Annotated in this window: 16 protein-coding genes and 1 tRNA gene; 6 read left to right on the forward strand and 11 right to left on the reverse strand. The window is 44.3% G+C overall.

The window, feature by feature from the left end:
• Positions 1-3: 3 nt before the first annotated feature.
• The 5 genes from WBS51_RS13425 to WBS51_RS13445 form a co-directional block, all read right to left on the reverse strand.
• The gene (locus tag WBS51_RS13425; RefSeq protein WP_291681135.1) at positions 4-3,486 is read right to left on the reverse strand and encodes a DNA polymerase III subunit alpha; all 3,483 of its coding nucleotides are present in this window, start codon (positions 3,484-3,486) and stop codon (positions 4-6) included.
• Between the two features lie 16 nt (positions 3,487-3,502).
• Complete coding sequence (locus WBS51_RS13430) at positions 3,503-4,093, reverse strand: class I SAM-dependent methyltransferase (RefSeq protein WP_173749253.1); 591 nt, start codon at positions 4,091-4,093, stop codon at positions 3,503-3,505.
• A gap of 82 nt (positions 4,094-4,175) precedes the next feature.
• Positions 4,176-5,015: a CvfB family protein gene (locus tag WBS51_RS13435; RefSeq protein WP_173749252.1), complete on the reverse strand. Its 840-nt coding sequence runs from the start codon at positions 5,013-5,015 to the stop codon at positions 4,176-4,178.
• 11 nt (positions 5,016-5,026) lie between these two features.
• Positions 5,027-5,731, reverse strand: coding sequence for an acyl-[acyl-carrier-protein] thioesterase (locus tag WBS51_RS13440; protein ID WP_173749251.1), 705 nt, complete (start codon positions 5,729-5,731; stop codon positions 5,027-5,029).
• A 124-nt stretch (positions 5,732-5,855) separates the two neighbouring features.
• Positions 5,856-5,927, reverse strand: a tRNA-Gln gene (locus tag WBS51_RS13445).
• 284 nt (positions 5,928-6,211) lie between these two features.
• Here WBS51_RS13445 and WBS51_RS13450 point away from each other — a divergent pair.
• Complete coding sequence (locus WBS51_RS13450) at positions 6,212-6,664, forward strand: M15 family metallopeptidase (protein ID WP_226853573.1); 453 nt, start codon at positions 6,212-6,214, stop codon at positions 6,662-6,664.
• Positions 6,665-6,754: 90 nt separating this feature from the next.
• Entirely contained in the window at positions 6,755-8,221 is a 1,467-nt protein-coding gene (locus tag WBS51_RS13455) for a nicotinate phosphoribosyltransferase (RefSeq protein WP_173749250.1), read from the forward strand.
• A gap of 46 nt (positions 8,222-8,267) precedes the next feature.
• Here the strand turns inward: WBS51_RS13455 and spoVT are convergent, their stop codons facing one another.
• The 3 genes from spoVT to WBS51_RS13470 form a co-directional block, all read right to left on the reverse strand.
• A complete protein-coding gene (spoVT, locus tag WBS51_RS13460; protein ID WP_173749249.1) occupies positions 8,268-8,810 on the reverse strand; it encodes a stage V sporulation protein T in 543 nt (180 codons plus the stop codon).
• 122 nt (positions 8,811-8,932) lie between these two features.
• Complete coding sequence (locus WBS51_RS13465; protein WP_294462161.1) at positions 8,933-9,778, reverse strand: KilA-N domain-containing protein; 846 nt, start codon at positions 9,776-9,778, stop codon at positions 8,933-8,935.
• Positions 9,756-9,977, reverse strand: coding sequence for a helix-turn-helix domain-containing protein (locus tag WBS51_RS13470; RefSeq protein ID WP_173749248.1), 222 nt, complete (start codon positions 9,975-9,977; stop codon positions 9,756-9,758). The genes WBS51_RS13465 and WBS51_RS13470 overlap by 23 nt, the downstream gene beginning before the upstream one ends.
• 207 nt (positions 9,978-10,184) lie before the next feature.
• Here WBS51_RS13470 and WBS51_RS13475 point away from each other — a divergent pair, with 207 nt between their 5' ends.
• The 3 genes from WBS51_RS13475 to WBS51_RS13485 all read left to right on the forward strand — a co-directional run bounded on the left by WBS51_RS13475 (position 10,185) and on the right by WBS51_RS13485 (position 11,382).
• Positions 10,185-10,604, forward strand: a complete 420-nt coding sequence (locus WBS51_RS13475; RefSeq protein ID WP_294462152.1) for an ATP-binding cassette domain-containing protein — start codon at positions 10,185-10,187, stop codon at positions 10,602-10,604.
• On the forward strand, positions 10,567-11,034 hold the full coding sequence (locus tag WBS51_RS13480) for a hypothetical protein (protein ID WP_331520293.1): 468 nt from the start codon (positions 10,567-10,569) through the stop codon (positions 11,032-11,034). The genes WBS51_RS13475 and WBS51_RS13480 overlap by 38 nt, the downstream gene beginning before the upstream one ends.
• Before the next feature lie 141 nt (positions 11,035-11,175).
• Positions 11,176-11,382 (forward strand): hypothetical protein, encoded by a 207-nt coding sequence (locus WBS51_RS13485; RefSeq protein ID WP_331520295.1) that lies wholly within the window; start codon positions 11,176-11,178, stop codon positions 11,380-11,382.
• A gap of 66 nt (positions 11,383-11,448) precedes the next feature.
• On the opposite strand, the gene WBS51_RS13490 is transcribed toward WBS51_RS13485, so the two are convergent.
• A complete protein-coding gene (locus tag WBS51_RS13490) occupies positions 11,449-12,294 on the reverse strand; it encodes an HAD family hydrolase (protein ID WP_294462150.1) in 846 nt (281 codons plus the stop codon).
• A gap of 182 nt (positions 12,295-12,476) precedes the next feature.
• On the opposite strand from WBS51_RS13490, the gene WBS51_RS13495 reads away from it, so the two are divergent.
• The gene (locus WBS51_RS13495; protein WP_173749245.1) at positions 12,477-13,658 is read left to right on the forward strand and encodes a MalY/PatB family protein; all 1,182 of its coding nucleotides are present in this window, start codon (positions 12,477-12,479) and stop codon (positions 13,656-13,658) included.
• 107 nt (positions 13,659-13,765) lie between these two features.
• Here the strand turns inward: WBS51_RS13495 and melA are convergent, their stop codons facing one another.
• Complete coding sequence (gene melA / locus WBS51_RS13500) at positions 13,766-15,088, reverse strand: alpha-glucosidase/alpha-galactosidase (RefSeq protein ID WP_173749244.1); 1,323 nt, start codon at positions 15,086-15,088, stop codon at positions 13,766-13,768.
• 21 nt (positions 15,089-15,109) lie between these two features.
• Positions 15,110-16,027, reverse strand: coding sequence for an AraC family transcriptional regulator (locus tag WBS51_RS13505; protein WP_294462146.1), 918 nt, complete (start codon positions 16,025-16,027; stop codon positions 15,110-15,112).
• Position 16,028 lies beyond the last annotated feature (1 nt).

A 16,028-nucleotide genomic window follows, 5' to 3' on the forward strand; every position in this document is an offset into this window, starting at 1 on the left:
ATTTTAATTCATTTTTCCCAGTTTTTCAATACTCTTTTCTACAACTTTTACATTGTCTTTCCCGTATTTTTCATACAGTCTGTCCAACAGTTCTTCGTTGATTTTTACCGTCTTAGAGGCCCCCAGACGTTTCACGGCTTTCGGTGATTTGATATACACCACCACCTGATCCTGACCGTCTGAATCACGAAGCAGTCCGTAAATCTCCTGCTCTTTTGCAAGAAATTCCTCCTTGCTGGCAAACTGCAGCCACAATTCTCTCGGTACTTCCTCAAAGGAAAAAATTTTTTCACAGATAAGTTTGCTTGCCTTATCGTCTTCTGCAGACACCCGGCCTTGAATAAACACCTTGTCATCTACATTCATAAACTGCACATTCTTCTCATAATCCCGTGGAAATACCACTACTTCCACGGTTCCCACCAGGTCTTCCAAGGTAAGGAATGCCATAACTTTGTTTGTCTTTGTATATTTAATGGTCTTGGCTATAATCATTCCGCCCACAATGGCTTTTGCCCCGTCTGTCACCCTGGGGGTCCCTGTCTCTTCATCCGGCTGAAAATCTGCAGTTACCGCAGAGATATTCTTTCTCCATTTTTCCTCATATTCTTCCAGAGGATGTCCGCTTACATAGATGCCCAGGACTTCTTTTTCAAAAGCCAGCTTTGCCTCCTTGGGATATTCCTCCACATCCGGCATGCGTATCTCATAGGCAACTTTCTCCTCTTCAGAAACCAGGTCGAACAGACTCATCTGCCCCGCCATAACATTTTTCTTTTCCTGTACCACAGCATCCAGAATCTGCACATAAACCATCATCTTCTGCCGTCTGTTTCCCGGAAGTTCATCAAAAGCTCCCGCCTTAATAAAGTTTTCAATTACCTTTTTGTTGACTTCCTTTCCCGCCATCCGTTCGATGAAATCCCGCAGGTTTTTAAAAACCCCTCTCTCCCTGCGCTCTTCTACAATAGACTCAATCACCTGACGGCCTACTCCTTTAATGGCAGACAGCCCATAGCGGATTCCACCGTTATCTACGGAAAATTCGCTGACTCCTTTATTGATGTCCGGAGGCAGAATGTCAATCTCCATTTTCCGGCTGGATAATATATATTCTGCCACTTTAGAAGGGTTATCAATCACGGAAGTCATAATTGCCGCCATAAATTCCACCGGAAAGTAATATTTCAGGTATGCCGTCTGGTAAGAAACCACTGCGTAGGCTGCTGCGTGGGATTTGTTAAAGGCATATTTGGCAAAATCAATCATTTCATCATAAATTTTGTTTCCGATTTCCTCGGAAATTCCCTTTTTGATACAACCCGGAACTCCTTCTTCCTCGTTTCCGTACACAAAGCTCTGCCGTTCTTTTTCCATAACTGCAGCTTTCTTCTTGCTCATAGCACGGCGCAAAAGGTCGCTTCGTCCCAAAGTATAGCCCCCCAGAGACTGCACAATCTGCATAACCTGTTCCTGGTACACAATACAGCCATAGGTAGCCTTTAAAATCGGTTCCAGTTCCGGACAGTCATAGGTGATACTTTCCGCATTGTTCTTTCCTTTGATATACTGAGGAATAAAATCCATGGGACCCGGACGGTACAGAGCAATCCCCGCAATAATATCTTCCAGATTCTGCGGCTTTAGTTCCTTCATGAAGTTTGTCATGCCGCTGCTTTCCACCTGGAACACACCATCCGTCTTTCCGGCGCCCAACATGGCGAATACTTTTTTATCGTCATAGTCTATATGGTCAATATCCAGTCTGATTCCCTTGTTTTTCTCTGCCAGTTTCACCGCATTCTGGATAACAGTCAGAGTCCGAAGGCCCAGGAAATCCATTTTCAGAAGTCCCAGTTCTTCCAACGTTGTCATGGTAAACTGTGTAACCAGGGAACCGTCGGAGGCTCTGGAAAGAGGCACATACTCATCCACAGACTTCTGGCTGATAACCACGCCTGCAGCATGCATAGAGGTGTGTCTGGGCAGTCCTTCCAGACGCCTGCTCATATCGATAAGCTTCCGCACCGTATCATCCGTATCATACAGTTCTTTTAATTCCGGATTCATTTTCAGCGCAAGGTCAATGGTGATATTCAGTTCCTTTGGTATCATTTTCGCAATGGAATCACACTGGTTGTAAGGCAAATCCATAACGCGTCCCACATCCCGGATAACACCTCTGGCCGCCATGGTACCGAAGGTTACAATCTGCACCACCCGGTCTTTTCCGTACTTTTGCACCACATAATCAATAACTTCCTGCCGTCTTTCAAAACAAAAATCCACATCTATATCCGGCATGGATACTCGCTCCGGATTCAGGAATCGTTCAAAGAGCAAATCATACTTAATCGGATCCAGTTTGGTGATACCCAGAGTATAGGAAACCAGACTTCCCGCAGCAGAACCACGCCCCGGTCCTACCATAATGTCATGGTCCCTGGCAAACTTAATAAAATCCCACACGATCAGAAAATAGTCCACATACCCCATTTTCTGAATAACGCCCAGTTCATAATTCAAACGTTCTTTTAAAGGTTCCAAATCCCCATCATATCTCTCTTCCAGTCCCTCAAAGCACAGCTTATTCAGGTATTCCCAGGAAGTATAAGATTCAGGCACATCAAATTTCGGCAGTTTCGTCACCCCAAATTCAATTTCCACCTGACACCGGTCTGCAATTTTCTGGGTATTTTCCAGCGCTTCCGGAATATAGGGAAACAGCTTTGCCATCTCTTCCGGAGATTTCACATAATACTGACCCCCCTCATATCGCATACGATCCTCGTCCTGCAGTCGTTTTCCCGTCTGCACACAGAGCAGAATGTCATGGGCCTCCACGTCTGTATCGTAGGTGTAGTGCACATCATTCGTTACAACTAAATCAATCCCCGTCTCCTGATGCATACGCAAAAGCTGCTGATTCACCGTCTGCTGCTGGGGAATCCCATGGTCCTGCATTTCCAGAAAGAAGTTCCCCTTTCCAAAAATATCCTGATACCGAAGCGCCGCCTTTTTCGCTTCCTCATATAATCCTCTGGCGAGATTTTTTGCAACTTCTCCTGCAAGACATGCACTTAATGCAATAATTCCTTCATGGTATTCCTCCAGAAGTTCTATATCTACCCTGGGCTTATAATAAAATCCATCTATAAATGCCTTTGACACTATTTTCATCAAATTTTGATAACCCTGGTTGTTCTCCGCCAGAAGCACCAGATGATAATAGCGGTCTTCCGAATGACCTGCCTCTCTGTCAAAGCGGGAACCCGGAGCAACATACACCTCGCAGCCCAGAATGGGCTTAATCCCTGCGGCTTTTGCTGCCTTATAAAAATCAATGCAGCCAAACATGACTCCATGGTCTGTTATGGCCGCACTGTTCATTCCCAGTTCCTTCACTCTGGCTACATATTCATTTATCTTATTGGAACCGTCCAGAAGACTGTATTCCGTATGTACATGCAAATGAGCAAATTCCACTGTATCTCTCCTTTGATTAATCCTGCTTTTCCTTGCGAAGAAGAACATTAAACCAACGATTACTCTTGTCTGCCCTTACATCGCTTGTCTTCCAAATATCCAAAACTTTTATATTAGAAAAAGAATCCAAAAGGTCATTGAGTGCCTCTCTGTCATAATCATAGAAATACCTTCCGTTGTATCTGCCGTTTCTATCACCCTTGCGGACAGAAAAATACAGAATTCCATCTTCTTTCAGTGCTTTGAGAATCTTTTCCATGGCAGACTTTACTTCCTGCGGCGAAAAATGTCCCAAAATGGCACATGCCCAGATTCCATCAAACACATCATCAAATTCCATATCCTCCACTCTCAGATGAAGAACTTCCTTTCCTGTATGGATGCTGGCCAGTTCACACATTTTTTCTGATCCATCCATAGCAGTTACAACACAGCCTTCTTCCTCCAGACTTACTGTATCTCTTCCTGACCCGCAGCCTAAATCAAGGACATCGGCACTTTCCGGCAAAAACTCAACAAAACGGGCAATCTGCTCCTCCATGCCAAAATCCACGGTTTCTTCATAATAAGGTACTGCGTACCGGTCATAATAATCTATCGAGTCCACTTATTTTCCTCCTTCTGGACATAAAATGAGCAATTTTCAAATACGCTCTCAGTATAGCATATTCTTTCCTTTTGGAAAAGCCTTACAGGGCATAAATTTTTCCGTTTTTTATTTCTATTTTTTTCTCTTTCAGAAGATGTCCCACGGCCCTTTTAAATGCATTTTTACTGAGCCCGAACTCCCTTTGAATGACTTCCGGTGACGCCTTATCATCAAAAGGCAGTTCTCCTTCAAACTCCTGAATGATTTCATACACACTTTCTGCATCTTCATGAAGCTGGATATATGCTTTTTGCTTTGCACTCAGTGTCAGCTTTCCGTCTTCTCTTACTGCGGTGACTCTACAGGTCAGCTCGTCTCCTACCTTATAATTCCCCTGCGCTTCCTGCTTTGGAATCAATGCGGAATATTTATAGTCCACTGCCACAAACACACCGAAATTATCACTGATTTCATATACCACACCAGTCACCGTATCTCCCTGTGCATAAGGCGAATCCGTCTGCAGATAATGGTAGACTTTCATCGTAGCGCACAGACGACTGCTCTTATCAATGTAAAGGGCCACAAGCACCTCTTCTCCCTCGTGCAGCTTCTTGGTCTGCTCTTTATATGGAAGAAACAGGTCCTTTTCCAGTCCCCAGTCCAGAAATGCACCGATACGGCTGGTCTGCGCCACTTTTAAGACTCCAATCTGTCCCAACAGAATTTTCGGCTCTCTTACAGTAGCAATCAGACGGTCAGAAGAATCCCTGTATATAAATACAGAAATCTTCTCTCCTTTCCTGGTGCCTTCGGGCACTTGTTTTTTAGGAAGAAGCACCGTATCTTTATCCTCTGCCTGCTCCCTTTCCCCCAGATACACACCAAAATCCACAATTTTCACAACTATCAGTTCCTGCTTTTTTCCTAATTCTATCATCTCAATCTCCTCTATTTTAACTCAACCACTGCATAGGCCTCCCCTGCAGTATTGTCCAGAACCACCGTATAAACACCATTTTCCTCATGCACACTGGGTACAATGATATCTCCCAGCTTTGCCTGGTTTTTATATTCCGCCCGCATTTGTTTCACCGCAAAATCTGCCGGAAGGTATTCCTGTGCCATAAGCACATACTGTCCGTTATTCACATGATGATTGGTATCCAGATGATGAGGCCTTACAGCAAAAGACGGGTATTCTTTACCGTTTATAGGCTTTTTTATCTTTCTCGGCGCATAGTCCATATCCAGCTTTTCTTCCAATCCGTATGCCTGCAGCTGTTTTTCGTCTATGGAAACCGGACGGCCTGTCTGCATATTAAGAAGGGTCCAATATGTATTGGCACAGGCAATCAGATTCCCTTCTGTATCTTCCATGGTAAAATTCCTGCTTCCCAAAAAATGCCGGAAATTATAAGCCCAGGTGGATACCTTTATATTTTCGCACAGTACAGGATAACGTTCAACCACAATCTGCCAGGCAGAAAGTACCCAGGCCTGGCTTTTAGCTCCCAAAAAGTCCATGCCTACCCCTGCCGCTTCTGACTGAAAAGTACTGCAGTCCTGAAAATAATTAATCATACCATTTAAAGTCAGATGTCTGTCTTCTCCGATTTCACTATACCGGACTCTGCTGTCAAAAGAATATTTCATTTTTCCAATCTCCCTTGATACAAAAACTGTTTTCCTGCATCTCTGCTTTGCTATACCGGGTATCTCTAAGCAGTTTTCCATATAACAAAAAATATCCCAGACATTTTGTCTGAGATATTCAAAGCTGGGCTACAAGGATTCGAACCTTGAAATGACGGAGTCAGAGTCCGTTGCCTTACCGTTTGGCGATAGCCCATTGTCTTGTGTTGTGCCTCACAACAAAATGTATTATATACGATTCTTTTTTAAAATGCAAGCCTTTTTTTCAAATTTTTTTTATTTTTTTATATACCCTCTTTTTCCAGTTCTATTTTCCTTTTCTCCTGCATAAAATATAGCCATTATGAAAGGCAGGTGTTCCGAATATCTTATACATTACTTGTAAATAAATCCCATACGCTCTCCTCCTCGTATGTCCCGCCGTATCTTACAGAAGCCCGCATCCCTTTTCATGCTCCTGCACACCATGAGAAAACCCTCATGGAAAAAGCTGCTGCAAAATCCGCTGCAAAGCTTTTCCATCGGGCTGCCGCTGAAAACGTTACGCTCATGGGCATTTCCGGTTACCGCTCTTATAGACGACAGGAAGCCTTATACCGGAATGCCCTGCAAAGAGGCAGTACTGCTGTAGCGCCTCCCGGCACCAGCGAACACCAGACCGGACTGGCCCTGGACATCTCCTGCGCTTCTTTGAATTTTGAACTGGAAGAATCTTTTGCTGCCACAAAAGAAGGAAAATGGTTAAAATCCAACGCACCTTTATACGGTTTCATTCTCCGTTATCCCCGGCGGAAAGAACACATTACAGGATATCCCTGGGAACCCTGGCACATACGCTTTGTAGGGAAGACGCTTTCTCTTTATCTTTCCCTCACCGGGCTGACTTTGGAAGAATACCACGATATGCTCCCCGATTCTTCCCAAATCCGATAGAAAACTTTTTGTATTTGCCGGGAAACGTGGTATAATGGTTGCACAACGTGCAATCCAAGCCGATATTTCTATTACAAAGGAGTGCTGTCTATGAGAGCCTTAAATTTAACACTATTGACTGATTTATATGAACTTACCATGATGCAGGGATATTTCAAAAATCCCACAGACCAGATTGTGGTGTTCGACGCCTTTTACAGAAAGAATCCCTGCGGCGGCGGATATGCCATTGCTGCAGGATTGGAACAGATTATTGAATATATCCGCGACCTACACTTTTCCCCTGATGATATTGACTATTTGAAAGGACTGAACATCTTTGATTCCGATTTTTTGGAATATTTAAGAGGTTTTCATTTTACCGGAGACATTTATGCCATTCCTGAAGGAACGGTGGTCTTCCCAAGAGAGCCTCTCTTAAAAGTCGTTGCCCCCGTTATGGAAGCACAGCTGATAGAAACAGCTATCCTGAATCTGTTGAACCATCAGAGTTTAATTGCCACCAAGGCTTCCCGTGTTGTATATGCTGCAAAGGGTGACGGTGTAATGGAATTTGGTCTGCGCAGAGCCCAGGGACCAGATGCAGGACTGTACGGAGCCAGAGCAGCAGTTATCGGCGGCTGTGTGGGAACCTCCAACGTACTGACCGGACAGATGTTCCATGTACCTGTAAAGGGAACTCATGCGCACAGTTGGATTATGAGTTTCTCTGATGAATACACCGCATTTAAAGCCTATGCCAAATTATATCCCAATGCCTGTATTTTGCTGGTGGATACTTACGATGTTCTGAATTCCGGCGTGCCAAATGCCATCCGCGTATTTAAAGAAATGAAAGAAGCCGGCCTTCCCATGAAGGGATATGGAATCCGCATTGACAGCGGTGATTTGGCTTATCTTTCCAAACAGGCTTATAAAATGCTTTCTGAAGCCGGTTTTGGTGACGCCATTATTTCCGCTTCCAGTGATTTGGACGAATATCTCATTGAAAGTCTGAAAGCCCAGGGTGCAAAAATCAACTCCTGGGGTGTAGGCACTAATCTGATTACCTGTAACGACAACCCTGCATTCGGTGGTGTGTACAAACTGGCAGCTATTAAAAATAAAGAGGATGCAGATTTTGTTCCCAAAATCAAGCTGTCTGAAAACGTAGAAAAAGTGACCAATCCTGGAAATAAGACTATCATGCGTATCTATGACAAAACCACAGGAAAAATCCGTGCAGATTTAATCTGTCTGGAAGATGAGATTTTCAATCCGGATGAAGATATGATTCTTTTTGACCCTATGGCCACCTGGAAAAAGACAAAACTCACCGGCGGCTCTTATATATTAAGAGAACTTCTGGTTCCCGTATTTAAGAAAGGAGAATGTGTCTACACATCCCCGTCTGTTATGGAAATCAAAGATATCTGTCAGAAAGAGCTGAACACTCTCTGGGACGAAACAAGACGTTTCACCAATCCTCAGGAAGTTTTCGTTGATTTGTCAGACAAACTCTATAAAATCAAATCCGAACTTTTAGAGGAAATGGGACAGGCATCCATTGAATCTTAAAAAGAAGCAGCAGACTTACGGGGCTTCCCAAAAGTCTGCTGTTTCTTTACTGCTCCATCTGTCTCCCCAGAAATCCCGCTGCTGCCTGCGCCAGTTTTTCTTCCGTCTCCGAAAATTTCCGTCCCCCTGCTTTTTCCAGTATCAACACCGCCCCTACGGCATCTCCGGCACAGGTAATGGTATAAATAACTTGGGCGCCGTATTCTCCTCTGTCATCTTCTACAATTTTCACAAAATCTTTCTCCGTAACACACAAATTTTTCCGGTCTGCAATGACTTCCTCCAGTTCCCTGTGCACCCTTTTCTCTGCAAATTCTCTGGCGCCGCTGCCAGCCGCCGCAATTACCTGGTCCCGGTCTGTAATGCAGGCCATACAACCTGCCGCCTGCGCCAGCGCTTCTGCATACTCTTTTGCAAAAGTTCCCAATTCACCAATAGGAGAATATTTTTTCAGAATAATCTCTCCCTCTCTGTCAGTAAAAATCTCTAACGGGTCGCTTTCCCGGATTCTCAGTGTTCTCCTGATTTCCTTGGGAATCACCACTCTTCCCAAATCATCTATGCGCCTTACAATTCCCGTTGCCTTCACATTCCTGTCCTCCAATTCCACATTTTATAAAGATTCCTATTCTGGTAAATCTAATCTTTGGAGTTATTATGTGGAAATATTCGGGAAATATGCAAAAAATTCACCTCATATCACCCTTGTTTCTATTCCACTTCCGGAAGCTGGGGCAGTTTCAAATTCCCCAGCACTGTCATCTGCTGTATGGTCAATTCACGAAGCAGAGGCATGCGTTCTGCCTGGGATTTTCCCTGCTGAATCAAAATGGCATTATAACTTTCGGTATTAGTTAAAATTAATAACTGGTGTATAGTTGCTTTATCCCGAATATTGGTCTTATCTTTGGGATGCTCTTCTCTCCATTGCTTTGCCGTCTTACCAAATAAGATGACATTCAGCAGGTCAGCTTCACTGGCATAGGTATAAGATATCTGAGCCGGGGTCAGCCTGGGGGGCAATAAATTTTCCCTAATAGCCTCTGTATGAACTTTGTAGTTCAGTTTTGCAAGTTCTCTGTTGAGATTCCAGTTTAATGAGAGACGGTTGTTTTCAGCATTCTTTAATCTTTGGTACTCTTCAATAATATAAAGTTTAAACTCCGGTGATATCCATGAAGCAAATTCAAACGCAATATCTCTGTGAGCATACGTTGCAGCATATCTTCCCGCCTTACTTACAATTCCTACTGCATTTGTAGTTCCTATCCACCTTTTTGGTGTAAGAACAAATCCATTAGAACCCGCCTCATTTTTAATCGCCTCGAATTCGAGGCAATTAAACTTAGGATTGTGCAACTTTTCCCATAAACCCAAAAAAGCAACTGTATTTTTTCCTCTGAGCCAATTTTGAATCACATATCCCGGATATTCGCCTTCTCTTTTCCTCGCTATATCCGTCAATGATATATAATCATTTTCAAAATCAAGTGTATAAATATTAATGTCAATCCCATTTGCATGAATCATCTGTTTAACGGTGTTCGTCTTCACCATCTCCATGCTCCCTCCCTTTTACAAGCTCATCATACTTCAACTGATACGCCAATAATCTGGGAATATATTCTGGCGGAGTCCGTCTGGCCGCCTCCCAGTCTTCTAACGTTCTCACCGGAATCCCCGTATACTCCGAAAACTCCCTGCGATTCATTCCTGTTTGTTCTCTTAAACTCCTGATGGTTTTTGCTGTATCCATAGTTCATCTCCTCGCATTGCGTTTTTCTAAGTATAACACACTTCTCGCACATACGCAATGCGTGTTTAGCGAAATAATATAACACATTGCAATTTCCAGTATGGAAATCTCTGATAACTATAAAGATACACTTGATATTTTCGGGCAAACAGGTATATTTATGGTATACACATAGCAGGCGCCATCTGCACAAAGGGAGACGTTTTTATGAATACAATAAGCATTGAACACCTCGGCCGCGATTACGGAGAGGGAAAGGGAATCTTCGACATATCTTTTCATGTAAAGCAGGGTGAAGTCTTTGGGTTTCTGGGGCCCAACGGCGCGGGCAAAACCATTTTAATGTCCAGCCATATATTTGAAGAAGTAGAGCGGACATGTGACCGTATCGGTATTATCCGGAAGGGAAAAATGGTTGCCGTTGATTCTGCTTCCGCGCTGCGGGAGCGACATATCTGCACCTATACTGTAACACTGGAAAGCGAAGCCGCAGCCCAGGCCTTTGCCAGGGATTTTAGCGGTATGCAAAACGGACGGCAAGTTACCGTAAAGCCCAGACAAAGTCTGGAAGAAATTTTTATGAATTACTATGGAGATGAGAAAAATGATGAATCTGACCTTATATAGACGGGAAATGAAAGGAAGTATCCGGCTGCTTCTGATTTTTGGCGCAGTGATGACTCTGTATATTTCCATTATCATCAGCATGTATGACCCTGAAATGATGAAAACCCTGGATAATTTTGCGGAAGTCATGCCGGATTTGATGGCCTCTGTAGGCATGAAAGCCCACGCTTCAAATCTGCTGGGTTTTATGGTGTCTTATCTCTATGGCTTTATTCTGCTGATTTTCCCAATGGTGTTCAGCATACTGCGGGGAAACGCCTTAATTGCCAGATATGTTGACAAAGGCTCTATGCTGTCCCTGATTGCGGCACCGGTAAAGCGGTGCACCATTGCCTTTACACAAATGTCCGTACTCATAAGCGGTATTGTACTTCTTATTTTCTACAGTACCATTCTGGAACTGACTTGTGCTGCAAAGGGCTTTCCGTGAGAACTGGACATTCCCAAACTCCTCGCGCTCAATGGCGGGCTGCTCTGTCTGCATTTATTTATTGGCAGTATTTGTTTTCTTGCCTCCTGCCTTTTTTCCGACACCAAATACAGCCTTGCTTTAGGGGCTGGTGTCCCCGCATTGATGTATGTGCTGCAAATGCTTGCCAATGTAGGAGGGACCGCAGAAAAAGCCAAATATTTCACCTTCTTTACTTTATTCAATGCTGACGGCTTAATCGCAGGAAAAAGCAGCGCCGTCCTTGGAGTCGTAATACTATTGGCAGGAGCTGTACTGCTTTACACTCTTGGGATTCTTGCATTTAACAAAAAAGACCTGTATCTCTAAAGCCAAAGAGGAGACTGCTCCATGAAATGGCAGGCAGCCTCCTCTTCGATTTTCCTCCGTATTCCTTTATTGCACACCAAGATTTTTCTGAAATTCTTGAATTTGTCTGGCTTCTTCCTCACTGCTGTAGGTTCCCTTCAGAAATTGCTTCAATATTTCCGGAAATGCTTCCCAGGATTCTCTCTCCTGATACACCAGCACAGGATAAAAAAGCGCTCCGGCTTCTTTTGCAGCCTTCAAATCTGCCGGTGAGTCGCCTATCATCAGCACATGTCCCGGCTCATATCCTTTCTGCACCAGTTTCTTTAAACACTCTGCTTTTCTTCCGGTTTCCTGGGATACCAATAAGTCTGTATACTGAATCAGCGACTGAGCCTCCCATTCTTTTCGGATTTCTGCCCCATTGGCAGCCGTCACGACCACTACGTCCACATAACTTCTGATGGATTCCAGTGCTTCCCTCGCACCGTCAAAAGGCTGTTTCTTTTTATCGGAAATCATGGCCATGGACTGATTAACAAGATTCGACCACTCCATAGCTTTTCTGATGCAACTGCTTCCCGTACGCTCAAAAGCCTCTTCCAGACTCTCGTCAGAATGTTCTCTGGTCGTCTGCACCCAGTAAATATATTCCGAAAGCCCTTCCACCCGGACATAGTTTTCATGAATCTCTGCAAGCACCTTGGCCAATCCCCGGAAACGATTCAGCCCCCTTGCCGGGCTAAACAGATTCACCTTTCTCCACAACCGGATAATTTCATCTCTGTACTCCTCCAGATTCCATACATGTACCAGACATGGCCCCAGGCAGCGCATGTGCTTCATGTCCATGGTATCCAGCACACAGCCGTCAGAATCCACACAGATTAAAAAATCTTTTGTTTTTTCAAATTCTTTAATTGCTTCTTTCACTTCTTATCCCCCTGTTGCTCATGGTATTTCTTTGCTTTCTATTATACCCGCTTGCCCGGTCTGCCGCAAGAAAGAATCTTTTAAAATTCCGGGAATTCAGGAAACAGACTATTGGAAATCTGCCTTTCCGTGCTATAATAAGTGTGCTTTTATTTTACTGACAGAAAGGGGTTTTTATACTTATGACAACGTACAATTTTGACACTTGCATTGACCGTACGAATACTACATCAATCAAGCATGCTTTCAAAGAAAAATACCATGTTCCTCAGGATGTTCTGCCTCTTTGGGTAGCAGATATGGATTTCCGCTCTCCCGACGAAGTTTGCCAGGCAGTGGAAAAGGCCGGGGCTTTCGGTATTTTCGGATATTCCAGTCCAAAGGAGGACTACTACCATGCCGTAATAGACTGGATGACGAAAAGGCACCACTGGACGCCAAAAAAAGAATGGCTCGTGTGCACACCCGGAGTTGTCTGCGCTATTTCCATTGCTATCAAAGCTCTGACCAAGCCAGAGGATTCTGTTATGATTATGCAGCCGGTTTACCACCCTTTCAAAAATGCGGTAGTCCGCAACGGACGAAAACTGGTCGAAAATCCGCTGGCACTGGGGGAAGACCACCGTTTTTATATGGATTTTGACAAAATCGAAGAACAGTTTGCAAAAGAACAGGTGAAGCTGTTGATTCTCTGCACTCCACACAATCCAGGCGGACGCGTCTGGACAAAGGACGAACTGGAGCGTCTCATTGCTCTTTGTCTGAAATACAAGGTAAAAGTTGTGGCAGATGAAATTCACCATGATTTTGTATTTCCGGGACACGAACATACAGAATTTGCGCCTTTAAATAAAGAAATGCAGGAAAATTGTATTGTCTGCACAGCTCCCAGCAAGACCTTCAACATTGCCGGACTGGGATTGTCCAATATCTTTATTCCCAATTCAGGCTTGCGGACAGCTTTCCAGGAAGAAATGGACAGCGCCGGACTGGACATCATCAATCTGGTGTCCATGGAAGCCTGCAAGGCAGCCTATGCTTACGGCGCAGACTGGCTGGAGCAGCTTTTAGTTTACATAAAGGAAAACGCGGACTATGTACAGAACTTTCTTGCCGTCAACCTTCCCCAGATTGCCATGATGCCTCTGGACGGCACTTACCTGGCCTGGTTGGATTTCTCCGCGCTTGGCATGACACAGGAAGAACTGAACGATTTTCTTCTGAACAAAGCCAAAATCTGGCTGAACAGCGGCGAAATTTTCGGCATAAACGGCGAGGGGCATATGCGGCTGAATATCGGCTGTCCAAGAAGTGTGCTGAAACAGGCAATGGAACAGTTGAAAGCTGCACTGGATAACCGCTGATATCTTTTTCATGCAGACAGGGATGTGACAGAAAACAAACAGCTTAACTTTTTCTGATATGCTGGTTCCATCACATCCCTGCTTTATTTATTTGTTTCTTTTCATTTCTACTTATACGCCTTCATATATTCCCCATGCGCTTCTATGAGTTCGTCGCACATACGGATAATATCCTGAATATTCAGTTCCGCCCCTGTATGCGGGTCCATCATGGCCGCCTGATAGATTTTCTGCCTGTCCTTTGTCACCGCTGCTTCGATGGTCAGAAGCTGTGGACTGATATTGGAGCTGTTCATAGCTGCCAGCTGGGTAGGAAGTTTCCCTACCTTCACCGGGTGCACGCCTGTGCCGTCAATATAGCATGGAACTTCCACACAGGCGTCTGCCGGAAGATTGTCAATATATCCGTTGTTCAGTACATTTCCGCCAATTTTATATGGCTTGTCTGTGACAACTGCCTCCATAATATAAGAAGCATATTCATGGCTTCTCTCATGGGTAATCTTACCGTCTCTTAAAATATCTTCGCGTTCCTTTTCCCAGCCTTCAATCTGATTCACGCAGCGCCTTGGATACTCGTCCAGAGGAATATTAAATTCTTCAATCATTTCCGGATATTTGGACTTAATAAAGAACGGATTGTACTCTGCATTATGCTCGCTGGACTCTGTACAGTAATATCCCAGATGACGGATATATTCATAACGCACCATATCCTCATGCTTTTCACTGCTGTTCTTTTGGGCCGCGCGTTTTTTTATTTCAGGATACAAATCATTTCCGTCTTTGTCCCGGATTTCCAACAGCCATGCCATGTGGTTAATACCTGCAATCAATTCCTGCCGGCCCTCCAGCTTATCCTTCATATCCAGCCCTTCCAACAGCTTTTCTGAGCACACCTGCACACTATGACAGAGCCCTACCGTTCTGATTTTTGTGTATCTCTGCATATAACCTGTAAGCATAGCCATAGGATTGGAATAGTTCAAAAACAGGGTGTCGGGGCAAACCTCCTCCATATCTCTTGCAAATTCTTCCAACACAGGAATGGTGCGGAGAGCCCGCATAATGCCTCCGATTCCCAGTGTATCGGCAATAGTCTGTCTCAAACCGTATTTCTTGGGAATTTCAAAATCCGTAATAGTACAGGGGTCGTATCCGCCCACCTGAATGGCATTTACCACAAAATCCGCATTCCGCAGAGCCTCTTTTCTGTTTTCCGCGCCCAAATACGTCTTAATCACTGCCCGGTCTTCGTTTACATTGTGATTAATGGCGCTCAAAATAATCCGGGAATCCTCCAGCCTCTTTTCATCAATGTCATACAAAGCAATTTCGCTCTCCCGAAGCGCCGGCGTACACATACAATCCCCCAGTACATTTCTTGCAAAAACCGTGCTCCCTGCACCCATAAATGTAATTTTTACCATAATACCCATCTCCTTTTCTCGTTATAACTTTTCTGTGATAGAATAACCTTTGTCTTTCAAAATTACCAGTTCGCTTTTCTCTTCCCGGTACATGCGGGGGCTTTTCCCACAATGTTTTTTGAAAACCTTGGAAAATGCAAGCTGGTCTGTATACCCCACTGCACCGGCTACTGCATTAATGGACAAATCCGTCTTTTTCAGCAAAGATTTGGCCTTATCCATACGCAGGTTTACCAGAAATTCCTGAGGAGAGCAGCCTGTCGTTTTCTTAAAACTGCTGGTGAGATAACTTCTGTTGACCCCGATAAAATCTGCTAAATCTCCGATTTTTACCGACTCATTGTAATGATGCTTGATGTACTCCATAGCGTGCTTGACGTATACAGAACCAGGGTATGGATGATTTGCAGAAATACCCCCTCCCGCGAAATTCTGCCGGTAGTCGTCCATCAGTACGGAAAAGCATAAAAACAGCATGGCATTCCTTTTTAACTCATCTCCGTAAGTAAGCTGATGCGCTTCCAACATCTGGTCAATATACCCACCTACCTCTTTGACACAGTGAACTTTTCTGACAGGACTTCTCTGAGAAAACCCAGCGCCGCTCATGCACTCATCTGCTTTAATTCCTACAAACCCCACCCACATATAACACCAGGGGTCCTCCCGGTCTGCCTCATACCACGCTTCCACCCCCTGCGGAATAAAGAACGCATCTCCAGCCTGCAGTTCATATACCCTCTTATTCATTTCCAGTTTTCCCTTGCCCTTCTTTATAATATGAAGAACATACGCTTCTCTTTTATTTGGTCCAAAACGATAACCCGGGTTACAGTATTCCCATCCGCAGTATGTCACACACAAATCTACAGAATCTTTCTGCAAATCCTCCAGACATTTATACCTGGCATGACTGGTAAATCCCACTGTACGGCTCAAA

Source organism: Blautia acetica (genome assembly GCF_038739805.1).
Taxonomy (GTDB): domain Bacteria; phylum Bacillota; class Clostridia; order Lachnospirales; family Lachnospiraceae; genus Blautia.